This is a genomic window from Pseudomonas sp. BRM28 (assembly GCF_002939405.1).
Taxonomy (GTDB): Bacteria; Pseudomonadota; Gammaproteobacteria; order Pseudomonadales; family Pseudomonadaceae; genus Aquipseudomonas; species Aquipseudomonas palmensis.
This window is the reverse complement of the sequence record NZ_PEFV01000001.1, coordinates 1,498,762-1,519,885: the sequence shown is the minus strand read 5'-3', so window position 1 is coordinate 1,519,885 and position 21,124 is coordinate 1,498,762. Positions and strand designations below refer to the sequence as shown.

General features: G+C 64.7%; 21 protein-coding genes. 14 read left to right on the top strand and 7 right to left on the bottom strand.

Going from position 1 to position 21,124, the window contains the following annotated elements:
• Nucleotides 1-21 precede the first annotated feature (21 nt).
• The 3 genes from CR917_RS07150 to CR917_RS07140 form a co-directional block, all read right to left on the bottom strand.
• Nucleotides 22-1,680 carry a cation acetate symporter gene (locus CR917_RS07150; RefSeq protein WP_043862654.1) on the bottom strand — a complete coding sequence of 553 codons (1,659 nt, stop codon included), beginning with the start codon at nucleotides 1,678-1,680 and terminating at the stop codon, nucleotides 22-24.
• A complete protein-coding gene (locus CR917_RS07145) occupies nucleotides 1,677-1,988 on the bottom strand; it encodes a DUF485 domain-containing protein (RefSeq protein WP_043862653.1) in 312 nt (103 codons plus the stop codon). The genes CR917_RS07150 and CR917_RS07145 overlap by 4 nt, the downstream gene beginning before the upstream one ends.
• A gap of 191 nt (nucleotides 1,989-2,179) precedes the next feature.
• Nucleotides 2,180-3,028 carry a glycine betaine ABC transporter substrate-binding protein gene (locus CR917_RS07140; protein ID WP_054915868.1) on the bottom strand — a complete coding sequence of 283 codons (849 nt, stop codon included), beginning with the start codon at nucleotides 3,026-3,028 and terminating at the stop codon, nucleotides 2,180-2,182.
• A 176-nt stretch (nucleotides 3,029-3,204) separates the two neighbouring features.
• Between CR917_RS07140 and CR917_RS07135 the strand changes: the two genes are divergently transcribed.
• Nucleotides 3,205-4,758, top strand: a complete 1,554-nt coding sequence (locus CR917_RS07135) for a beta-1,6-glucan synthase (protein ID WP_043862651.1) — start codon at nucleotides 3,205-3,207, stop codon at nucleotides 4,756-4,758.
• Between the two features lie 91 nt (nucleotides 4,759-4,849).
• Here CR917_RS07135 and CR917_RS07130 read toward each other — a convergent pair whose 3' ends face one another.
• The gene (locus tag CR917_RS07130) at nucleotides 4,850-5,212 is read right to left on the bottom strand and encodes a hypothetical protein (RefSeq protein ID WP_043862650.1); all 363 of its coding nucleotides are present in this window, start codon (nucleotides 5,210-5,212) and stop codon (nucleotides 4,850-4,852) included.
• A gap of 240 nt (nucleotides 5,213-5,452) precedes the next feature.
• On the opposite strand from CR917_RS07130, the gene CR917_RS07125 reads away from it, so the two are divergent.
• Both CR917_RS07125 and CR917_RS07120 read left to right on the top strand, forming a co-directional pair.
• A complete protein-coding gene (locus CR917_RS07125) occupies nucleotides 5,453-6,751 on the top strand; it encodes a serine/threonine protein kinase (RefSeq protein ID WP_043862649.1) in 1,299 nt (432 codons plus the stop codon).
• Nucleotides 6,744-7,529 (top strand): VacJ family lipoprotein, encoded by a 786-nt coding sequence (locus tag CR917_RS07120; RefSeq protein ID WP_054915870.1) that lies wholly within the window; start codon nucleotides 6,744-6,746, stop codon nucleotides 7,527-7,529. Before CR917_RS07125 ends, CR917_RS07120 begins: the two co-directional genes overlap by 8 nt.
• 3 nt (nucleotides 7,530-7,532) lie before the next feature.
• Here CR917_RS07120 and CR917_RS07115 read toward each other — a convergent pair whose 3' ends face one another.
• A complete protein-coding gene (locus CR917_RS07115; RefSeq protein ID WP_043862647.1) occupies nucleotides 7,533-8,699 on the bottom strand; it encodes a patatin-like phospholipase family protein in 1,167 nt (388 codons plus the stop codon).
• A gap of 114 nt (nucleotides 8,700-8,813) precedes the next feature.
• Nucleotides 8,814-9,734, bottom strand: a complete 921-nt coding sequence (locus tag CR917_RS07110) for a lipid A biosynthesis lauroyl acyltransferase (protein WP_043862646.1) — start codon at nucleotides 9,732-9,734, stop codon at nucleotides 8,814-8,816.
• 120 nt (nucleotides 9,735-9,854) lie between these two features.
• Between CR917_RS07110 and minC the strand changes: the two genes are divergently transcribed.
• The 7 genes from minC (at nucleotide 9,855) to CR917_RS07080 (ending at nucleotide 16,494) form a co-directional block, all read left to right on the top strand.
• On the top strand, nucleotides 9,855-10,607 hold the full coding sequence (minC, locus tag CR917_RS07105) for a septum site-determining protein MinC (RefSeq protein ID WP_370409160.1): 753 nt from the start codon (nucleotides 9,855-9,857) through the stop codon (nucleotides 10,605-10,607).
• A gap of 98 nt (nucleotides 10,608-10,705) precedes the next feature.
• Nucleotides 10,706-11,518, top strand: coding sequence for a septum site-determining protein MinD (minD, locus tag CR917_RS07100; RefSeq protein ID WP_043862644.1), 813 nt, complete (start codon nucleotides 10,706-10,708; stop codon nucleotides 11,516-11,518).
• 3 nt (nucleotides 11,519-11,521) lie between these two features.
• Nucleotides 11,522-11,776, top strand: coding sequence for a cell division topological specificity factor MinE (minE, locus tag CR917_RS07095; RefSeq protein ID WP_019693048.1), 255 nt, complete (start codon nucleotides 11,522-11,524; stop codon nucleotides 11,774-11,776).
• Nucleotides 11,777-11,872: 96 nt separating this feature from the next.
• Nucleotides 11,873-12,508: an RluA family pseudouridine synthase gene (locus CR917_RS07090; RefSeq protein WP_054914663.1), complete on the top strand. Its 636-nt coding sequence runs from the start codon at nucleotides 11,873-11,875 to the stop codon at nucleotides 12,506-12,508.
• Nucleotides 12,509-12,653: 145 nt separating this feature from the next.
• Nucleotides 12,654-13,943, top strand: a complete 1,290-nt coding sequence (locus CR917_RS07085; protein ID WP_054914664.1) for a M18 family aminopeptidase — start codon at nucleotides 12,654-12,656, stop codon at nucleotides 13,941-13,943.
• A gap of 170 nt (nucleotides 13,944-14,113) precedes the next feature.
• Entirely contained in the window at nucleotides 14,114-14,278 is a 165-nt protein-coding gene (locus CR917_RS27375; RefSeq protein ID WP_167400231.1) for a hypothetical protein, read from the top strand.
• A gap of 47 nt (nucleotides 14,279-14,325) precedes the next feature.
• Entirely contained in the window at nucleotides 14,326-16,494 is a 2,169-nt protein-coding gene (locus CR917_RS07080) for a mechanosensitive ion channel family protein (protein ID WP_054914665.1), read from the top strand.
• Here CR917_RS07080 and CR917_RS07075 read toward each other — a convergent pair.
• On the bottom strand, nucleotides 16,491-17,204 hold the full coding sequence (locus tag CR917_RS07075) for a UTRA domain-containing protein (RefSeq protein ID WP_043859984.1): 714 nt from the start codon (nucleotides 17,202-17,204) through the stop codon (nucleotides 16,491-16,493). The genes CR917_RS07080 and CR917_RS07075 overlap by 4 nt on opposite strands.
• A gap of 346 nt (nucleotides 17,205-17,550) precedes the next feature.
• Here CR917_RS07075 and CR917_RS07070 point away from each other — a divergent pair, with 346 nt between their 5' ends.
• The 4 genes from CR917_RS07070 to CR917_RS07055 all read left to right on the top strand — a co-directional run bounded on the left by CR917_RS07070 (nucleotide 17,551) and on the right by CR917_RS07055 (nucleotide 21,124).
• On the top strand, nucleotides 17,551-18,615 hold the full coding sequence (locus CR917_RS07070) for an ABC transporter substrate-binding protein (protein ID WP_043859983.1): 1,065 nt from the start codon (nucleotides 17,551-17,553) through the stop codon (nucleotides 18,613-18,615).
• Nucleotides 18,616-18,694: 79 nt separating this feature from the next.
• Nucleotides 18,695-19,501 carry an alkaline phosphatase family protein gene (locus CR917_RS07065; RefSeq protein WP_104572067.1) on the top strand — a complete coding sequence of 269 codons (807 nt, stop codon included), beginning with the start codon at nucleotides 18,695-18,697 and terminating at the stop codon, nucleotides 19,499-19,501.
• Between the two features lie 5 nt (nucleotides 19,502-19,506).
• Nucleotides 19,507-20,340, top strand: coding sequence for an ABC transporter permease subunit (locus tag CR917_RS07060; protein WP_043859988.1), 834 nt, complete (start codon nucleotides 19,507-19,509; stop codon nucleotides 20,338-20,340).
• Nucleotides 20,327-21,124: an ABC transporter permease gene (locus tag CR917_RS07055; RefSeq protein ID WP_054914667.1), complete on the top strand. Its 798-nt coding sequence runs from the start codon at nucleotides 20,327-20,329 to the stop codon at nucleotides 21,122-21,124. Before CR917_RS07060 ends, CR917_RS07055 begins: the two co-directional genes overlap by 14 nt.

Below are 21,124 nucleotides of genomic sequence, written 5' to 3'. Positions count from 1 at the left end.
CGTTTTTTTATTGCTCAGGACTCAGTGCGAAACAGCACCGCTTGCCCCCAGGCCGGTTTGCGACCGGACAAACTGCGGGAAGAACAGCGCACGCTCGTCATCCGCTGCCTTGGACTTGTCGGTAACCGAGAAGAACCAGATACCGGCAAAGGCAATCAGCATCGAGAACAGCGCCGGGTACTCATACGGGTAGATGGCTTTCTCGTGACCCAGGATCTGCACCCAGATGGTCGGACCGAGCACCATCAGGCCCACCGCACTTACCAGCCCCATCCAGCCGCCGATCATGGCGCCACGGGTGGTCAGCTTCTTCCAGTACATCGAAAGCAGCAGTACCGGGAAGTTGCAGCTGGCCGCGATCGAGAACGCCAGGCCGACCATGAACGCGATGTTCTGGCTTTCGAACAGGATACCCAGGCCGATGGCCAGCACACCCAGTGCGACGGTGGTGATCTTCGATACGCGGATCTCGTCCTTGTCGTTGACCTTGCCCTTGCGCCATACGCTGGCATACAGGTCATGGGACACCGCCGAGGCACCGGCCAGGGTCAGGCCGGCAACCACTGCCAGGATGGTGGCGAAGGCCACTGCCGAGATGAAGCCCAGGAAGATGCTGCCGCCCACGGCGTCGGCCAGGTGCACCGCAGCCATGTTGTTGCCGCCCAGCAAGGCGCCTGCTGCGTCCTTGAAGTCCGGGTTGGTGCTCACCAGCAGGATCGCGCCGAAGCCGATGATGAAGGTCAGGATGTAGAAGTAGCCGATGAAGCCGGTTGCATACAGCACGCTCTTGCGCGCTTCCTTGGCGTCGCTCACGGTGAAGAAGCGCATCAGGATGTGCGGCAGGCCAGCGGTACCGAACATCAGCGCCAGGCCCAGCGAGAACGCGGAGATCGGGTCTTTGACCAGGCCGCCCGGGCTCATGATCGCCTCACCCTTGGGGTGAACCTTGATCGCTTCGGAGAACAGCGCATTGAAGTCGAAGTTGACGTGCTTCATCACCATCAGCGCCATGAAGCTGGCACCGGACAGCAGCAGCACCGCCTTGATGATCTGTACCCAGGTGGTTGCGAGCATGCCGCCGAACAGCACGTACATGCACATCAGGATACCCACCAGGATGACCGCCACGTGGTAGTCCAGGCCGAACAGCAGCTGGATCAGCTTGCCGGCGCCGACCATCTGCGCGATCAGGTAGAACGCCACCACCACCAGCGAGCCGGAGGCCGACAGGGTGCGGATCTGCTTTTGCCCGAGGCGATACGAGGCCACGTCGGCAAAGGTGTACTTGCCCAGGTTGCGCAGGCGTTCGGCGATCAGGAACAGAATGATCGGCCAGCCCACCAGGAAGCCGATCGAGTAGATCAGGCCATCGTAGCCGGAGGTGTATACCAGTGCGGAAATACCCAGGAAGGAGGCTGCCGACATGTAGTCGCCGGCAATCGCCAGGCCGTTCTGGAAGCCCGTGATTCGCCCGCCTGCGGCGTAGTAGTCAGAGGCCGACTTGTTGCGCTTGGAAGCCCAGTAGGTGATGCACAGGGTGGCACCGACGAAGGCGACGAACATCAGGATCGCCGAGACGTTCAGGGGTTGTTTGTGCACCTCGCCGGTCAGGGCGTCGGCGGCCCAGACGGCAGGCGCGAAAGCGCCAAAGGCCAGTGTTGCCAGTAGACGCCGGATCATTGCTGAGCCTCCTTCAGGATCGCGTTGTTCAGCTCGTCGAACTCACCGTTGGCACGACGTACGTAGATGCCGGTCAGCACGAAAGCCGAAACGATCAGACCCACACCCAGCGGGATACCCCAGGTAATCGAGGAGCCGGGGCTGAGCTTGGCACCCAGAATCTGCGGGCCGTAGGCAATCAACAGGATAAAGGCGGCGTAGAGGCCGAGCATGATCGCCGAGAGAATCCAGGCGAAGCGTTCACGTTTTGAAACCAGCTCCTTGAACCGCGGGCTGTTTTGTATCGAGAGATAAATGCTGTCGTTCATTGTTTTTGTCCTCGCAGCACAGATTGGGTAGTACCACGCCACTTTATGCTGCCTTGGGACGCACTCCAGACGACCTTAGTCTTAGATGTAAAACTCTTTTACCGGCTACGTAACAGCCGCCCATGCAAAGGGCCGCGCGGTGGCAAAACACCGCGCGGCCCTGGAAGGTGCCAGATAGAGGCCTTAGGCCATTATTTTGCGGTCCACTCGGCGACCCGCTCGGGGTGCTTGGCGACCCACTCCTTCGCCGCAGCGTCCGGCTTTGCGCCTTCCTGGATGGCCAGCATGACTTCGCCGATCTCGTCCTTGGATTGCCACGAGAACTTCTTCAGGAACGCTGCGACTTCCGGCGCCTTCGTATCGAGTTCCTTGCTGCCGATGCTGTTGACCGTCTCGGCGGCGCCGTACACGCCTTTGGGGTCTTCGAGAAAACGCAGCTTCCACTTGGCGAACATCCAGTGCGGCACCCAGCCGGTGACCACGATGGGCTGCTGCTTGGCGTAGGCGCGCCCCAGTTCAGAGGTCATGGCAGCGCCGGAGCTGGCCTGCAGCTTGTAGCCGGCAAGGTCGTAATCCTTGATCGCCTGGTCGGTCTTGAGCATCACCCCGGACCCGGCGTCGATGCCGACGATCTTCTTCTTGAAGCCGGCATCGCTTCCGAGGTCGGCGATCGACTGCGCCTTGACGTATTCGGGCACGATCAGGCCAATCCTGGCGTCCTTGAAGTTGGGGCCGTAGTCGACCACGTTGTCCTTGTTCTTGGCCCAGTATTCGCCATGGGTCACCGGCAGCCAGGCCGACAGCATCGCATCGAGCTTTCCGGTGGCCACCCCCTGCCACATGATGCCGGTGGCCACCGGCATCAGCTTGACGTCATAACCGAGCTTCTGCTTGATCACCTCGGCCGCCACATGGGTGGTCGCCACGCTGTCGGACCACCCATCGACGTAGCCGATGCTTACTTCCTTGGCCATGGCCAGGCTGGTGCCCATGGCCAGTATCAGGGCAGTGCCCGCCCCCAGGAGTCGTCGCATTTTCATCAAGGCATCCCCTCGTCACGTCACGGAACCTGCATCATCAACCGCCACTGGCGGCCAACCTGCTCTGTCAGCGACGTCGAAACATCGAGAAACGACATCACAACGCCAGCCAGGCCCGCTACCGGCCGGCATTTGCAGGTAGTATTGGCGGCTTTGTTTCCTGACCGGTCCGCGCCATGCCCTCGACTGCCCGCTTCCCGCTGCTGCCCTACCTGTTTGCCTGCCTGCTTGGCCTGTTCGCGTTGGGCGGGCTCTGGTACGGGCTCGGCAAGCCGGTATCGCTGCCGGACGCCGCCAGCCCCACGCACAAGCTGCAATGTGTCTCCTACACGCCCTTCGACAAGGACCAGTCGCCGTTCGACCAGCCCTTCAGCCTGCGTCCGGAGCGCGTGGAGGCTGACCTCGCCCTGCTTGCACAGCGCTTCGAATGCATCCGCACCTACTCGATGACGGGCCTGGAAGCGATCCCGCAGCTGGCGCGCAAGTACGGCCTGAAGGTGATGTTCGGGGCCTGGGTGAGTGCCGACCCGCTGGTCACGGCCAAGGAGATCAAGGCCCTGATCGCCACCGCCAATGCCAACCCGGACATCACCCGCGCCGTGATCGTGGGCAACGAGGTGCTGCTGCGCAAGGAAGTGACGGGCGATCACCTGGCCGATCTGATCCACCAGGTGAAAAGCCAGGTGCAGGTACCGGTGACCTACGCCGACGTGTGGGAGTTCTGGCTGCAGCACCCACAGATCGCGCCGCAGGTGGACTTCGTGACCATTCACCTGCTGCCCTACTGGGAAGATGATCCCAAGGGCATCGACGATGCGCTGGCCCACGTAGGCGAGATCCGCCAGGTGTTCGGCAACCGCTTCGCGCCCAAGGACGTGATGATCGGCGAAACCGGCTGGCCCAGCGAAGGGCGCCAGCGCGAAACCGCCCTGCCCAGCCGGGTCAACGAAGCGCGCTTCATTCGCGGGTTCGTCGCCATGGCCGAGCAGAATGGCTGGCATTACAACCTGATCGAAGCCTTCGACCAGCCGTGGAAGCGCGCCAGCGAAGGCGCGGTGGGCGGTTACTGGGGGCTGTACGATGCCGACCGGCAGGACAAGGGCATACTCGAAGGCCCGGTGAGTAACCTGCCGTTCTGGCCGCAGTGGCTGGGCATCGGCGTGCTGCTGTTCGCCGCCACCCTGGCCCTGGCCGGGCCGGTGCGCGGCGTGCGTGGCGCCCTGGCGCTGCCCTTGCTGGCCGCACTGGGGGCCGCCAGCCTGGGGTTGTGGGGCGAGCTGGTACGGGTCAACAGCCGCTTCGTTGGCGAGTGGTTGTGGGCCGTGCTGCTGGCGGGGCTCAACCTGGTGGTACTGGCCCATGGCGCGCTGGCGCTGGCACAGCGCAGTGGCTGGCGTGAGCGCCTGTTCGCCTGGCTGCAGGCGCGTGCCGGCTGGTGGGTGATGGCGGCCGGCTTCGCGGCGGCGGTGAGCATGCTGGCGCTGGTGTTCGACCCGCGCTACCGCAGCTTCCCGAGCCCGGCGCTGGTGCTGCCGGCGGTGGTGTACCTGCTGCGACCGGTGCGGGTAGCGCGCGCCGAGGTGGCCTTGCTGACCTTCATCGTGGGCGCCGGGATTGCGCCGCAGCTGTTCATCGAGGGCTTGAGCAGCCAGCAGGCGCTGGTGTGGGCCCTGGTGAGCGCGCTGATGACCGCGGCGCTGTGGCGCTGCCTGCGGATCAGGCAGGGCTGAGCGTCGGCTCTTCGCCGGCAAGGCCGGCTCTGCAGGGAGACGTTGAACCCGGTAGGCGCCGGCCTTGCCGGCGAACGATACAGCGTGAGCCTCAGGCCGTGCGCCGCACCAGCCGCAACCCCGCCAGCACCAGCGCGAACGCCGCCAGGCTCACGGTGTACAGCGCCAGTGCCGGCAGCCCGAACACCAGGGACAGCACCGCCAGCCACCAGCCGGCCCGACGCGGCACCAGCGTCGCCACCACGGCCAACCCCAGGGCGACCCAGCCCAGCACCCGCAAGTGGATCATCAGGCCCAGCGTGGCGCGCAACTGGCACTCCCAGCTCACCTGGGGCGAGCTGCACACACCGACCCACCTGACATCCTCCATGAAGCCGTAACGCACCCCATAGCAGGCCGCAGCCCACAGCGACAGGCACACAAGCAAGGCAATCAGCGGCAAACGGCGGGACATGACAACTCCGGAAACAGGAAAACGGCGCCCAGCATAATCCCCCACCGGGCCTGTGCAAGGCAAAAGCGGCGGCCTGAGCTACTTTTATCAGCAAAGAAACAAAACCCGCTGTTGCCCTGGCACTGGCCCGCACGGCAACATCGGGGACGGTAAATGCCGGGGCACAAGGCAACTTTGCCGATAGCACGAGTGTCCTAGCCTGCAGTACACACTTTGCCTTGCCTTTCCTGGGGATCCGTCATGCTTCGATCACTGCGCCTTGCTGCCCTGCTGGGTGGCCTCTTGATGAGTGCGGCCGCGTCTGCGGTGGATGTCGATGCGGCCACCTATGGCTACCCGCTGACCAATCCCTTCGAGGCGACGATCGCCTCCACACCGCCCGACCTGCGCCCCGAACTGCCGACCGACGATGACATCGATCAGTCCGACTACAGCCTCAACCTGCGCCCCGAACGCGAGTTCACCCTTCCGGACAACTTCTGGGCGGTCAAGAAGCTGCGCTATCGCCTGGCCCGACAGGACCACGAGGCGCCGCTGATCTTCCTGATCGCCGGTACCGGCGCGCCCTACACCAGCAGCCTCAACGAGTACCTCAAGCGCCTCTACTACAAGGCCGGCTACCACGTGGTGCAGCTGTCCTCGCCTACCAGCTTCGACTTCATCAGCGCCGCCTCGCGCTTCGCCACCCCGGGCGTGAGCGCCGAAGACGCCGAAGACCTGTACCGGGTGATGCAGGGCGTGCGCGCCCAGCACCCGCGCCTGCCTGTCAGCGAGTACTACCTCACCGGCTACAGCCTCGGTGCCCTCGACGCAGCCTTCGTCAGCCACCTGGACGAAACCCGGCGCAGCTTCAACTTCAAGCGCGTGCTGCTGCTCAACCCGCCGGTCAACCTCTACACCTCGATCAGCAACCTCGACAAGCTGGTGCAGACCGAGGTCAAGGGCGTGAACAACAGCACCACCTTCTATGAACTGGTGCTGACCAAGCTCACCCGCTACTTCCAGCAAAAAGGCTACATCGACCTCAACGACGCACTGCTCTACGACTTCCAGCAGTCGCGCCAGCACCTGAGCAACGAGCAGATGGCGATGCTGATCGGTACCTCGTTCCGCTTCTCGTCCGCCGATATCGCCTTTACCTCCGACCTGATCAACCGCCGCGGCCTGATCACCCCGCCCAAGTACCCGATCACCGAAGGCAGCAGCCTCACGCCGTTCTTCAAGCGTGCGCTGCAATGCGACTTCGACTGCTACCTGACCGAGCAGGTCATCCCCATGTGGCGCGCGCGCACCGATGGCGGCAGCCTGCTGCAACTGATCGACCAGGTGAGCCTGTATGCCCTCAAGGACTACCTGCAAAACAGCCCGAAAATCGCCGTGATGCACAACGCCGACGATGTGATCCTGGGCCCCGGCGACATCGGCTTTCTGCGCAGCACCTTTGGCGACCGCCTGACCCTGTACCCGCATGGCGGGCACTGCGGCAATATCAATTACCGCGTCAACAGCGACGCGATGCTGGAGTTTTTCCGTGGTTAAAAAACTTCTGATCGTGACGGCGTTGCTCGCCGCAGGCCTGGTACAGGCCGATGAGATCCCGGCGCGAGCCAGCGTGATCGAAGCCGACGGCTTCACCGATCCGCTCAAGGAACTCAAGTTCAACCCCGGCCTGGACCAGCGCGAGTTCGAGCGTTCGACCCTGACCGCGCTGAACGTCTACGACCCGTTCGAGTCGGTGAACCGCCGGCTGTACCACTTCAACTACCGCTTCGACCAGTGGGTGTTCCTGCCGGTGGTCAATGGCTACCGCTACATCACCCCAAGCTTCGTGCGCACCGGGGTCAGCAACTTCTTCAGCAACCTGGGCGATGTGCCCAACCTGCTCAACAGCCTGCTGCAGTTCAAGGGCAAGCGCTCGATGGAGATCACCGCGCGCCTGCTCTTCAACACCACCCTGGGCGTCGCCGGCCTGTGGGACCCGGCGACCAAGATGGGGCTGCCGCACCAGAGCGAAGACTTCGGCCAGACCCTGGGCTTCTATGGCGTGCCGGACGGCCCGTACCTGATGCTGCCGATCCTGGGCCCGTCGAACCTGCGCGACACCGGCGGGCTGGTGGTGGACTACAGCGCCGAGAACTGGATCAACTTCCTCAACATGGCCGAGGTCAGCAGCGACAACCCGGAGGTCTGGGTACTGCGCGCCATCGACAAGCGCTATACCACCAGCTTTCGCTACGGCCAGCTGAACTCGCCGTTCGAGTATGAAAAGGTGCGCTACGTGTACACCGAGGCACGCCGCCTGCAGATCGCCGAGTAGCGCTCAGGGCCGGGGCAGCGGCAGGCCGAGAAAGCGGCACAGCTCGCCCTGCTTGGTCAGCGCGTCGCGCCGGCCCAGTTCGATCAGCTCGCTGCAATAGCCGGCTTCGAACAACAGGTAGCTGAGCACCCCGGCGCCGCTGGTCTTGGTCGCCCCCGGGCCGCGCAGGAACATGCGCAGCGCGGCGGGCAGTTCGCGCCGATGGCGGGCGGCGATCTCGTCCAGCGGCTGGCTGGGCGCAACCACCAGCACCTCCACCGGGGCCAGGCCCAGGCGCCGGGGCTGCACGTCGCTGGGCAGCAGGTGGCTCAGGTGGTTGAGCCGCTGCAACAGCTCCAGGTCGTCTTCCAGGCTGTCGATGAACGTGCTGTTGAGCAGGTGCCCGCCGATCTGCGCCAGGCTCGGCTGCTTGCCGCTGAACACCCGCTCGCGTGGATCACCCGGCGTCGGCCCCTGGGGGTTGCCGCTGACCCCCACCACCAGCACGCGGTTGGCGCCCAGGTGCAGCGCCGGGCTGATCGGCGCCGACTGGCGCACCGCACCGTCACCATAGAATTCGTGGCCCAGCCTGATCGGCGCAAACAGCAACGGGATGGCCGAACTGGCCAGCAGGTGCTCGACGCTCAGGCGGGTCGGCATGCCGATGCGTCGATGGCGCAGCCACGGGTCGATGGCGCCCTTGCCCTGGTAGAAGGTCACCGCCTGGCCCGACTCGTAGCCGAACGCGGTCACCGCCACCGCGCGCAGGTGCTGCTGGTCGATGGCATGACCGATGCCGTCCAGGTCCAGGTGCTGGTTGAGCAGTTTGCGCAGCGGCGAGCTGTCGAGCAGCGCCACCGGTACCTGGGCCCCCAGGCCCAGCAGGCTGTGGCCGACGAAGCGGCTGGCCTGGCGGATCACCCCGGGCCAGTCGCTGCGCAGTACCTGGTGGCTGCGAAAGCCCTGCCAGAAGCCGGTGAGGCGGCGGATGGCGTCGGCAAAATGCATCGCACCGCTGGCCAGGGTCACCGCGTTGATGGCCCCGGCCGAGGTGCCGACGATCACCGGGAACGGGTTGCCGGCGCCGGCGGGCAGCAGGTCGGCGATGCCGGCGAGCACGCCGACCTGGTAGGCGGCACGGGCGCCACCGCCCGAGAGGATCAGGCCGGTGACCGGTTGGGGTGCTGGCATGGGGTACTCCCTGAAGTCTGTGTCGCTGCCTTCGCCGGCAAGGCCGGCTCCTACCGGTACCGCACACCTATGTAGGAGCCGGCATTGCCGGCGAAAGCCACACCGCGATTCGTCCTAGTACAGCTTGGGCGCCCCCGGCGGGCGCGACTTGAAGCGTCGGTGTGCCCACAGGTACTGCTCGGGGCATTCGCGCAGCACCGACTCGATCCACTGGTTGATGCGCAGGCAGTCGGCCTCTTCGCTCTCCCCCGGAAAATCCTGCAGCGGCGCATGGATCACCAGCCGGTAGCCACTGCCGTCCGCCAGGCGCTGCTGGGTGAACGGGATCACCCGCGCCCGCCCCAGGCGGGCGAACTTGGTGGTGGCGGTCACGGTAGCCGCCTCGATCCCGAACAGCGGCACGAACACACTCTGCTTGGCGCCGTAGTCCTGGTCGGGCGCATACCAGATGGCGCGCCCCGAGCGCAGCAACTTGAGCATGCCGCGCACGTCCTCGCGCTCCACGGCCAGCGAGTCGAGGTTGTGCCGCTCGCGCCCGCGGCGCTGCACGAAGTCGAACAACGGGTTCTTGTGCTCGCGGTACATGCCGTCGATGGTGTGTTCCTGGCCCAGCAGCGCCGCACCGATCTCCAGCGTGGTGAAGTGCAGGGCCATCAGGATGGCCCCCTGCCCGTCACGCTGCGCCGCCTGCAGGTGCTCCAGCCCCTCGATGTGCGCCAGGCGCGCCAACCGGGCCTTTGGCCACCACCAGCTCATGGCCATTTCGAAGAAGGCGATGCCGGTGGAGGCGAAGTTTTCCTTGAGCAGACGGGTTCGTTCGACAGACGGTAATTCGGGGAAACACAGTTCCAGGTTGCGCGCAGCAATGCGTCGACGGTCACCGGCAACACGGTACATCAGCGCGCCCAGCAGGCGGCCCAGCACCAGCAAAGCCCGGTAGGGCAGCTGCACGATCAGCCACAGCAGGGCCAGGCCCAGCCACAGCGGCCAGAAGCGTGGATGAAGAAAATAAAGGCGAAAACGCGGGCGATCCATTAAACATTCCGCAAAGACGATGGCCGGGCATTCTACAACGGTTCGCTGCGGGTTGCGGCTAACCGGCGTTCTCGTTATAAGTCTGAGCACTTTTTCGTAACAAGCTGCCTTATGCCAACCATGAGCCAAACCCAGACGCCAGACCAAGCCCCCGTGTTCCAGCTCAAGGGCAGCATGCTCGCCATCACGGTGCTCGAGCTTGCGCAGAACGACCTCGAAGGCCTCGATCGGCAACTGGCGGCCAAAGTCGCCCAGGCCCCCAACTTCTTCAGCAACACCCCGCTGGTGCTGGCGCTGGACAAGCTGCCGGCCGGCGAAGGCGCGGTCGACCTGCCCGGGCTGATGCGCGTATGCCGCCACCATGGCCTGCGCACCCTGGCCATTCGCGCCAGCCGTATCGAGGACATCGCCGCCGCCATTGCCATCGACCTGCCGGTGCTGCCGCCGTCCGGTGCCCGCGAACGTGCGCTGGAGCCTGCGGTGGAGGTGCCACCGGCGCCCAAGCCCGAGCCGGCCCCGGCCCCGCCGCCGGAGCCTGCGGTAAAACCGACAAAAATCATCACCTCGCCGGTGCGTGGCGGCCAACAGATCTATGCTCAGGGCGGCGACCTGGTGGTACTGGCTTCGGTCAGCCCCGGTGCGGAACTTCTGGCCGATGGCAACATCCATGTTTACGGCGCGATGCGCGGTCGCGCCCTCGCCGGTATCAAGGGCAACACCAGGGCACGTATTTTCTGCCAGCAGCTGACCGCCGAAATGGTCTCGATCGCCGGGCAGTACAAGGTGGCCGAAGACCTGCGTCGCGACCCGTTGTGGGGGGCCAACGTGCAGGTCAGCCTGTCCGGTGACGTGTTGAACATCACCCGTCTTTAACGGATACTTGCCGCCATTTTCAGCGCAACTTTTCCATATGTTGCCGGTTTGGATATTTCTGGGACCTCAACGTCCTTTTTCTTTAGGGGTGATACACCTTGGCCAAGATTCTAGTGGTTACATCCGGCAAGGGTGGTGTGGGTAAGACCACCACCAGCGCCGCTATCGGTACCGGCCTCGCACTGCGCGGCCACAAGACGGTCATCGTCGACTTCGACGTCGGCCTGCGTAACCTCGATCTGATCATGGGCTGCGAACGCCGCGTGGTGTACGACTTCGTCAACGTGGTCAACGGCGAAGCCAACCTGCAGCAGGCCCTGATCAAGGACAAGCGCCTCGAGAACCTGTACGTGCTGGCCGCCAGCCAGACCCGTGACAAGGATGCCCTCACGCTCGAAGGCGTGGAGCGGGTCCTGATGGAGCTCAAGGAGCAATTCGAATACGTGGTCTGCGACTCGCCGGCCGGTATCGAGAAAGGCGCCCACCTGGCCATGTACTTCGCCGACGAAGCCATCGTGGTGACCAACCCGGAAGTCTCCTCGGTACGTGACTCGGACCGCATGCTGGGCCTGCTGGCCAGCAAGTCGCGCCGTTCCGAACGCAACGAAGACCCGATCAAGGAACACCTGCTGATCACCCGCTACCATCCAGAGCGCGTGAGCAAGGGCGAAATGCTCGGTGTCGAGGACGTCAAGGAAATCCTCGCCGTCGCGCTGCTGGGCGTGATCCCCGAATCCCAGGCGGTGCTCAAGGCATCCAACCAGGGTGTGCCGGTGATCCTCGACGACCAGAGCGATGCCGGCCAGGCCTACAGCGACACCGTCGACCGCCTGCTGGGCAAAACCGTGGAACACCGGTTCCTCGATGTACAGAAGAAGGGATTCTTCGAGCGCCTGTTTGGAGGCAACTGACCAATGAACCTTTTTGACTTCTTTCGTGCCAACAAAAAAGTAAGCACCGCGTCGGTCGCGAAAGAGCGTCTACAGATCATCGTGGCGCACGAGCGCGGCCAGCGCAGTACTCCGGACTACCTGCCAGCCTTGCAGAAGGAACTGGTCGAGGTGATCCGCAAGTACGTCAACATCGGCTCGGATGATGTGCACGTCGCTCTGGAGAACCAGGGCAGCTGCTCCATCCTGGAACTCAATATCACCCTGCCCGATCGTTGATCGGCGCACAGGGGTAACCTGCCACGGCGGCGGCCGGGCCCGGGCTCATACAGCCCGGGCCCGGCCGCCGCCGTTGGCGTTTGCAGAGAACACGCAATGCCGCTGTCCAACGTTCACATCCTTCACCAGGATGCCGCCATCCTGGTGGTCAACAAGCCGACCCTGCTGCTGTCCGTGCCGGGGCGCGCCGACGACAACAAGGATTGCCTGATCACCCGCCTGCAGGAAAACGGCTACCCCGACGCCCTGATCGTGCACCGTCTGGATTGGGAAACCTCGGGGATCATCCTGCTGGCGCGCGACGCCGACAGCCACCGCGAGCTGTCGCGCCAGTTCCATGACCGTGAAACCGAGAAGGCCTACACCGCGCTGTGCTGGGGCCAGCCTGCGCTGGACAGCGGCAGCATCGACCTGCCGTTGCGCTACGACCCGCCCACCAAGCCACGGCACGTGGTGGACCACGAGCAGGGCAAGCATGCGCTGACCTTCTGGCGCATCGTCGAGCGCTGTGGCGATCATTGCCGGGTGGAGCTCACGCCGATTACCGGGCGTTCACACCAGTTGCGCGTGCACATGCTGTCGATCGGGCATCCGCTGCTGGGGGATCGACTGTACGCCTACCCCGAGGCCCTGGCGGCGCATGAGCGGTTGTGCTTGCATGCCAGCATGCTGAGCTTCACCCACCCGGTGAGCGGCGAGCGACTGCGCTTCGAATGCCCGGCGCCGTTCTGATACACCGCGGCGCGGCTATCGCGGGTCAACCCGCTCCCACAACGATCACCCTGAACGCTGTGGGAGCGGGCTTGCCCCGCGATAGGGCCCACGCAAATCCGTGATCAATACGTTAAACTCGCGCCACTGCTGTCTGGAGTGACCTATGCGCGATGCACTGAACCAAGGCCTGATCGACTTTCTCAAGGCCTCCCCCACGCCGTTCCACGCCACCGCCAGCCTGTCGCAGCGCCTCGAGGCCGCCGGCTACCAGCGCCTGGACGAACGTGACAGCTGGGCCACCACGCCCGGCGGACGCTACTACCTGACCCGCAACGACTCCTCGATCATCGCCATCAAGCTCGGCCGCCATTCGCCGCTGCTCGACGGCATTCGCCTGGTCGGCGCCCACACCGACAGCCCCTGCCTGCGCGTCAAGCCACAGCCCGAACTGCAGCGCCAGGGCTTCTGGCAGCTGGGCGTGGAAGTCTACGGTGGCGCCCTGCTGGCCCCCTGGTTCGACCGCGACCTGTCGCTGGCCGGGCGCGTGACCTTCCGCCGTGACGGCAAGGTCGAAAGCCAGTTGATCGACTTCAAGCAGCCCATCGCGGTGATCCCCAACCTGGCGATCCACCTCAACCGCAGCGCCAACGAAGGCTGGGCGATCAACCCGCAGACCGAGCTGCCACCGATCCTGGCCCAGGTGGCCGGTGACGAGCGCGTCGACTTTCGCGCCCTGCTCACCGAGCAACTGGCCCGCGAACATGGCCTGAACGCCGACGTGGTGCTGGACTACGAGCTGAGCTTCTACGACACCCAGGACGCCGCCGTGGTCGGCCTGCATGGCGACTTCATCGCCGGCGCGCGGCTGGACAACCTGCTGTCGTGCTACGCCGGCCTGCAGGCCCTGCTGGCCGCCGACAGCGACGAGACCTGCGTACTGGTGTGCAACGACCACGAAGAGGTCGGCTCCAGCTCCGCCTGTGGCGCCGACGGCCCGATGCTGGAACAGACCCTGCGCCGCCTGCTGCCCGACGGTGACGATTTCGTCCGGGCCATCCAGCGCTCGCTGCTGGTGTCGGCCGACAATGCCCACGGCGTGCACCCCAACTACGCCGACCGGCACGACGGCAACCACGGGCCCAAGCTCAACGCCGGCCCGGTGATCAAGGTCAACAACAACCAGCGCTACGCCACCAACAGCGAAACCGCCGGTTTCTTCCGCCACCTGTGCATGGCCGAGGAAGTGCCTGTGCAGAGCTTCGTGGTGCGCAGCGACATGGGCTGCGGCTCGACCATCGGCCCGATCACCGCCAGCCACCTGGGTGTGCGCACGGTGGACATCGGCCTGCCGACGTTTGCCATGCACTCGATCCGCGAGCTGTGCGGCAGCCAGGACCTGGCGCACCTGGTCAAGGTGCTGACCGCGTTCTACCTGAGCCGCGATCTGCCCTGACCTGACAGGCCTGCGCCCACAGCACTGCGGTGATCGCCAAACAGGCGCCGTACCTGTGGGCGCTGGCTTGCCAGCGAAGAGGCCACGACTGACCCCCATCAACCCGCGCGCAAACATTTGGCGCTATGCTTGCCCATCATTACACCTCCTACAGCATAAGGACCTTGCGCATGTCCGAGTTTCAAACGATGTTCCTCCCGGTGATCGCCGGGTTGATCCTGCTCACCGTCGGCTTCAGCATGCGCGAGCGCAACAGCGGAGTGCTGATGATGTGGATCGGCATGCTGGGCATCCTGGGCATCATGGTGTGGAAGATCCTCGAGAAACTCACCTGACAAATGCTCTACACTCGGGCGATTGAGTGTTCGAGGTTGATCGTCCGGTGCCTGCCTTCCTGCGTTTCCTGTCCCTGCTGCTGATTCTGTTCCTGCCCCTGGGCCACGCACACGCGGCCGGCCTTCCGGGCCTGCTTGGCGGTTCGAGCAAACCCCAGCCCGAGGCGACTGAACCCCTCGCGCAATCGCTCGACGATGTCATCAAGAACCTCGAGAACGACCAGCAACGCAGCAAGCTGCTGGCCGACCTGAAGAAGCTGCGCGACGCCACCAGGCAAGCCCAGCCCAGTGCCGAGCAAGGTGTGCTGGGCCTGATCGGCACCACCTTCAACGAACTGGAAAAGCAGTTCAGCGGCGAGGCCAGCCCGTTCAACCGCTGGAGCCGCGAACTGGAACTGGCCCAGATCGAGCTCAGTGCGCGGGTGGTGCCGGTGCATGAATGGCCGACGATCCTGTTCGGTTTCGCCGCCATCATCGCGCTCTGGAGCCTGCTGGCCTACGCGCTGAACTGGGTCAGCCACCAGGTGCGCCTGCGCTTCGGCCTCACCGAAGAGCTGCCGCAACACCCGCGCACCTGGGACCTGGTGCGCTTCGCCCTGCGCAAGCTCGGGCCTTGGCTGGTGGCGCTGATCATCACCGTGTACCTGAGCTTTGCCCTGCCCTCTTCGCTGGGCAAATCGATGGCCATGGTACTGGCCTACGCCCTGGTGGTCGGCACCTGCTTCTCGGCCATCTGCGTGATCGCCTTCTCGCTGCTCGATGGGCCGCACCGACACCGCGCCCTGTACATCCTGCGCCACCGCGCGTTCCGTCCGCTGTGGCTGATCGGCAGCTTTGCCGCCTTCGGCGAGGCGATGAACGACCCACGCATGGCCGCCGCCCTGGGCGACCACCTGGCGCACACCCTGGCGACCCTGGCCAACATTCTGGCGGCGCTGTCCACCGGGCTGTTCATCCTGCGCTTTCGCCGCCCCATCGCGCACCTCATTCGCAACCAGCCGCTGTCTCGGCGCCTGACGCGCCGCGCCCTGAGCGACACCATCGAGATCCTCGGCACCTTCTGGTACCTGCCGGCCCTGGTGCTGGTGGGCATTTCGCTGTTCGCCACGTTCGTGTCCGCCGGCGACACCAGCACGGCCCTGCGCCAGTCGCTGATGTGCACGGTGCTGGTGGTGATGTGCATGGTGGTCAATGGCCTGGTGCGCCGCCATGCGCTCAAGCCGCAGCGGGCCAACCGGCGCCAGGCGGTCTACGCCGAACGTCTCAAGAGCTTTGGCTACACCCTGGTGCACCTGCTCATCTGGCTGGTGTTCATCGAGCTGGGCCTGCGTGTATGGGGCTTCTCGCTGATCGGTTTCACCGAGGGCGAAGGCCACGAGGTGGCGGTGCGCGTGTTCGGCCTGGCCGGTACGCTGATCGCCGCCTGGCTGGTGTGGATCCTCAGCGACACCGCCGTGCACCACGCACTGACCCGCTCGCGCAAGGGCCTGGCCAATGCCCGTGCGCAAACCATGATGCCGCTGATCCGCAACGTGCTGTTCGTGGCCATCTTCATCATCGCGGTGATCGTGGCCCTGGCCAACATGGGCATGAACGTCACGCCGCTGCTGGCCGGTGCCGGTGTGATCGGCCTGGCCATCGGCTTTGGTGCGCAATCGCTGGTGGCCGACCTGATCACCGGCCTGTTCATCATCATCGAGGACTCCCTGGCCATCGATGATTATGTGGATGTCGGCGGCCACCTGGGAACCGTCGAAGGCCTGACCATCCGTACCGTGCGCCTGCGCGACATCGACGGCATCGTGCACACCATCCCGTTCAGCGAGATCAAGAGCATCAAGAACTACTCGCGCGAATTCGGCTACGCGATCTTCCGCATCGCCATCCCCTACAACATGAGCATCGACAAGGCCATCGGCCTGGTTCGCGACGTGGGCCAGAAGATGCGCAGCGATCCGCTGCAACGGCGCAATATCTGGTCGCCGCTGGAGTTCCAGGGGGTGGAGAGCTTCGAGTCCGGCTCGGCGGTGCTGCGCGCGCGCTTCAAGACCGCGCCGATCAAGCAATGGGAGGTGTCGCGGGCATTCAACCTGGCGCTCAAGCGCCAGCTCGACGAAGCCGGGCTGGACCTGGCTACCCCGCGTCTTTCGGTGCAGGTGGTGACCGCCGGCGGTGGCCCCGCGCAGGACACCGCCCCCGCCGACAGCAACGCCTAGCCCGCCTCGGCCACGATGCGAATCGCATCGTGGCGCCAGTACTCCAGGTCGCAGTCGATCAGCCGCCCGTGCTGGTCGCTGTTGACCCGGGTGATATGCAGGCCGGCACTGCCGGCCGACACCTTCAGTGCCATCGCCGCCGCTACCGGCAACGCGGTGGGCAGCGTCTCGAAACGCACCCGGCCATAGGCGATGCCGTAGTGCAGCGCGTACAGCTCGGTCAGCGACTGGCTCAGGTCGAAATCCAGAATCCCGGCAAAGTACTCGGGGTTGAGGTAATGCTCGGCATAGAGCACCGCGCGCCCATCGATACGCCGCAGGCGGCAGATCTGGATCACGCTGGACAGCGCCGGCAATTGCAGGCGCGCACAGATCGCCGCCGGCGCCGGCTGCAGGCGGGCCGACAACAGTTCGGTAGCCGGCTGTCGACCCTGGTCGCGCACCATGGCATGGAAGTGGCTGCGCTCGATCAGGTCATAGCTCAGGCGCTGGGGCGCCACGAACCAGCCACGGCGTTCCTCGCGGTAGATCAGCCCGCAGGCCTCCAGTTGCACCAGCGCCTCGCGCAGGGTGATGCGCGTGGTATCGAACACCTCGCTGAGCTTGCGTTCGGCCGGCAACTTGCAGCCGGGCGCCAGCAGGCCATGCTCGATCTGCTCTTGCAGGGCATTGCATATGGCTGTTACTGCACGCGTGGGCAGTCGATGCATCAAGGGTTACCTATCTGGACTAGTCCAGCCTGGTGCGTGTGCCAGAACGGCGCAGCGACGATGGCCGGGCGGAGTAACCAAAGCCTAGGCAATCCACATGAACGGCACATGACAGCGCGCCGGATGGTCACGCACAGGCCCGGTCGAGTGCGGTCAAGGCGTTGCGGATCAAGCACTTGAAACTGGTCTACGCTCTATTTTCAGGGCCGCTGCACACACCTGGCGCGGCGCCTTCGACATCAAACTGTCATGCAACCGGCCTACCTTGGCTCGGGTATTGCTGACCTAGACCAACCGAATCGAAACCCTCTCAGCGTTTTGCACGGCACCCATCAAGGAGCTTCGGATGAAACAGCTTTTTCTGGCCTCACTGTTAGGCACCAGTATTGCCCTGTGCACCTCGGCCATGGCCGCGGACACCGACCTCAAGGCCCTCGAGGACGCCGCCCGCAAGGAAGGCGTCGTCAACAGCGTCGGCATGCCCGATGCCTGGGCCAACTGGAAGGGCACCTGGGCGGACCTGGCGAGCAAGTACGGCCTCAAGCACATGGACACCGACATGAGCTCGGCCCAGGAAGTGGCCAAGTTCGATGCCGAGAAAGACAACGCCAGCGCCGATATCGGCGACGTCGGCGCCGCCTTCGGCCCCATTGCGCTGGCCAAGGGCGTGACCCAGCCGTACAAACCCAGCACCTGGGAGCAGATACCGACCTGGGCCAAGGACCAGGACGGACACTGGGCACTGGCCTATACCGGCACCATCGCCTTCATCATCAACAAGCAGCTGGTCAAGGAAGAAGACATTCCCAAGACCTGGCACGACCTGGAAAAGGGCAAGTACAAGGTCGCCATCGGTGACGTCGGCACCGCTGCCCAGGCGGCCAACGGCGTACTGGCTGCAGCCATTGCCTACAAGGGCGACGAGTCCAACATCGAGCCGGGCCTGCAACTGTTCACCAAGCTGGCCCAGCAGAAGCGCCTGTCGCTGGCCAACCCGACCATCCAGACTCTGGAGAAGGGCGAGATCGAGGTCGGCGTGGTGTGGGACTTCAACGGCCTGAGCTACCGCGAGCAGATCGACCCGAAACGCTTCGAGGTACTGATCCCGTCCGACGGCTCGGTGATGTCCGGCTACACCACCATCATCAACAAGTACGCCAAGCACCCGAACGCCGCCAAGCTGACCCGTGAATACATCTTCAGCGATGCCGGGCAGACCAACCTGGCCATCGGCCATGCGCGGCCGATTCGTGCCGAGCACCTGAAGCTGCCGGCGGACGTACAGGCCAAGCTGCTGCCCAACGAGCAGTACGCGCCGGCGCAGCCGATCAAGGATGCAGCGGCATGGGAAGCCACCTCCAAGGCCCTGCCGCAGAAGTGGCAGGAGCAGGTCATCATCGAGATGGAGTGAAACCATCGCGGGTCGGGCCCGCTCCCACAAGGAGCGGGCTTGACCCGCGATGTGGTCATCGCTGTCACCGGAGCCACCCATGAACCACAACGTCATCCTCGTCATCCTCGACGGCCTCAACCACCAGGTGGCCCACCACGCCATGGGCCACCTGCATGCCTATGTAGAAGCAGACCGCGCCGCCCTGTACCGCCTGGAATGCGAACTGCCGGCACTGTCGCGACCACTCTACGAATGCATCCTCACCGGTGTGCCGCCGATCGACAGCGGCATCGTGCACAACAACGTCACGCGCCTGTCCACCCAACGCAGCATTTTCCACTACGCCCGCGACGCCGGGCTGAGCACCGCCGCCGCGGCCTACCACTGGGTCAGCGAGCTGTACAACCGCTCCCCTTTCGAACCGCTGCGTGACCGCCACACCCATGCGCCGAAACTGCCGATCCAGCATGGCCTGTTCTACTACGCCGACCACTACCCCGACTCGCACCTGTTCGCCGACGCCGAGTACCTGCGGCGCAAGCACGCACCGAACTTCCTGCTGGTGCATCCGATGAACATCGACGATGCCGGGCACAAGCATGGCCTGGACAGCAGCCAGTACCGCAACAGCGCACGCAGCGCCGATATCCTGCTGGCCGACTACCTCAGCACCTGGCTGCAGGACGGCTACCAGGTGCTGATCACCGCCGACCACGGCATGAACAACGACCGCTCGCACAACGGCGTGTTGCCCGAGGAGCGCGAAGTGCCGCTGTTCGTGTTCGGCGATGCGTTCAGCCTCGACCCGGCCGCCAAGCCCCTGCAGACCGAATTGTGCGGCACCGTATGCGAACTGCTCGGCATCCCCCACGACAAGCCGGTATGCCGGGAGCTGCTCTCGTGAACTCGATCACCCGTGGCAAATGGCTGGCGCTGTTGTGCCTGCTGCCCTTCGCGGTATTTTTCATCATCTTCCAGATCGCCCCGCTGACCTGGGTGGCCGTGCACAGCCTGCAGGCCGAAAGCGGTTGGGGCCTGGACAATTTCAGCAAGGTGCTGGGCTCGAAGTTCTACCGCCAGGCCATCCAGCACAGCCTGGAGATCAGCTTCTGGTCGAGTCTGTTCGGCATCCTGATCGCCATCCTGGGCAGCTATTCGCTGCGCAAGGTGGACTCGCGCCTGCGCGACTTCGTCAACGCCTTCGCCAACATGACCAGCAACTTCTCCGGCGTGCCGCTGGCCTTCGCCTTCATCATCCTGCTCGGTTTCAACGGCGCGCTGACCCTGCTGCTCAAGCAGGCCGGGATCATCGAGGACTTCAACCTCTACTCCAAGACCGGGCTGATCATCCTCTACACCTACTTCCAGATCCCGCTGGGCGTACTGCTGCTGTACCCGGCGTTCGACGCCCTGCGCGAAGACTGGCGCGAATCGGCCGCCCTGCTGGGCGCCAGCGCCTGGGACTACTGGCGCCTGATCGGCCTGCCGGTGCTGACCCCGGCGCTGCTGGGCACCTTCGTGATCCTGCTGGCCAACGCACTGGGCGCCTACGCCACGGTGTACGCGCTGACCACCGGCAACTTCAACGTGCTGCCGATCCGCATCGCCGCGCTGGTGTCCGGCGACATCTCGCTGAACCCGAACCTGGCCAGCGCGCTGGCGATGATCCTGGTGGGGCTGATGACCCTGGTCACGCTGGTGCACCAGTGGCTGTTGAAGAGGAGCTACCATGTCTCGCGCTGAATCGGGCCCGGCCGGGCTCTACCACCGCGTGGTGGTGTACGTACTGTTCGTGATCCTGCTGCTGCCGCTGGCCGGCACCCTGCTCTACTCGTTGTCCACCAGCTGGTCGGCGAGCCTGCTGCCCAGCGGGCTGACCTTCAAGTGGTACCTTGCGCTGTGGAGCGAGCCGCGTTTTCTGGCCGCCTTCGGCCAGTCGCTGCTGGTGTGCGTGGGCGCGCTGGTACTGTCGGTGCTGCTGATCCTGCCGCTGCTGTTCGTGGTGCACTACCACTTCCCCAGGCTCGACGCACTGATGAACATCCTCATCCTGCTGCCCTTCGCGGTGCCGCCGGTGGTGTCGTCGGTGGGGCTGCTGCAGCTGTATGGCTCGGGGCCGATGGCGATGGTCGGCACGCCGTGGATTTTGATCGGCTGCTATTTCACCGTGGCCCTGCCCTTCATGTACCGCGCCATCACCAACAACCTGCAGGCGATCAACCTGCGCGACCTGATGGATGCCGCCCAGTTGCTGGGGGCCAACACCTGGCAGGCCGCGTTTCTGGTGGTGCTGCCCAACCTGCGCAAGGGCCTGATGGTGGCGCTGCTGCTGTCGTTCTCGTTCCTGTTCGGCGAGTTCGTGTTTGCCAACCTGCTGGTGGGCACCCGCTACGAGACGCTGCAGGTGTACCTGAACAACATGCGCAACAGCAGCGGGCACTTCAACAGCGCGCTGGTGATTTCCTATTTCCTCTTCGTGCTGGTGCTGACCTGGGCAGCCAACCGCCTGAACAAGGACAAGACCTGA

Excerpts from the sequence above, each read along its gene's own strand:
- CR917_RS07150 (WP_043862654.1), bottom strand. The coding sequence starts at position 1,680 with ATGATCCGGCGTCTACTGGCAACACTGGCCTTTGGCGCTTTCGCGCCT.
- CR917_RS07145 (WP_043862653.1), bottom strand. The coding sequence starts at position 1,988 with ATGAACGACAGCATTTATCTCTCGATACAAAACAGCCCGCGGTTCAAG.
- CR917_RS07140 (WP_054915868.1), bottom strand. The coding sequence starts at position 3,028 with ATGAAAATGCGACGACTCCTGGGGGCGGGCACTGCCCTGATACTGGCC.
- CR917_RS07135 (WP_043862651.1), top strand. The coding sequence starts at position 3,205 with ATGCCCTCGACTGCCCGCTTCCCGCTGCTGCCCTACCTGTTTGCCTGC.
- CR917_RS07130 (WP_043862650.1), bottom strand. The coding sequence starts at position 5,212 with ATGTCCCGCCGTTTGCCGCTGATTGCCTTGCTTGTGTGCCTGTCGCTG.
- CR917_RS07125 (WP_043862649.1), top strand. The coding sequence starts at position 5,453 with ATGCTTCGATCACTGCGCCTTGCTGCCCTGCTGGGTGGCCTCTTGATG.
- CR917_RS07115 (WP_043862647.1), bottom strand. The coding sequence starts at position 8,699 with ATGCCAGCACCCCAACCGGTCACCGGCCTGATCCTCTCGGGCGGTGGC.
- CR917_RS07110 (WP_043862646.1), bottom strand. The coding sequence starts at position 9,734 with ATGGATCGCCCGCGTTTTCGCCTTTATTTTCTTCATCCACGCTTCTGG.
- minC (WP_370409160.1), top strand. The coding sequence starts at position 9,855 with ATGAGCCAAACCCAGACGCCAGACCAAGCCCCCGTGTTCCAGCTCAAG.
- minE (WP_019693048.1), top strand. The coding sequence starts at position 11,522 with ATGAACCTTTTTGACTTCTTTCGTGCCAACAAAAAAGTAAGCACCGCG.
- CR917_RS07090 (WP_054914663.1), top strand. The coding sequence starts at position 11,873 with ATGCCGCTGTCCAACGTTCACATCCTTCACCAGGATGCCGCCATCCTG.
- CR917_RS07085 (WP_054914664.1), top strand. The coding sequence starts at position 12,654 with ATGCGCGATGCACTGAACCAAGGCCTGATCGACTTTCTCAAGGCCTCC.
- CR917_RS27375 (WP_167400231.1), top strand. The coding sequence starts at position 14,114 with ATGTCCGAGTTTCAAACGATGTTCCTCCCGGTGATCGCCGGGTTGATC.
- CR917_RS07075 (WP_043859984.1), bottom strand. The coding sequence starts at position 17,204 with ATGCATCGACTGCCCACGCGTGCAGTAACAGCCATATGCAATGCCCTG.
- CR917_RS07070 (WP_043859983.1), top strand. The coding sequence starts at position 17,551 with ATGAAACAGCTTTTTCTGGCCTCACTGTTAGGCACCAGTATTGCCCTG.
- CR917_RS07065 (WP_104572067.1), top strand. The coding sequence starts at position 18,695 with ATGAACCACAACGTCATCCTCGTCATCCTCGACGGCCTCAACCACCAG.
- CR917_RS07055 (WP_054914667.1), top strand. The coding sequence starts at position 20,327 with ATGTCTCGCGCTGAATCGGGCCCGGCCGGGCTCTACCACCGCGTGGTG.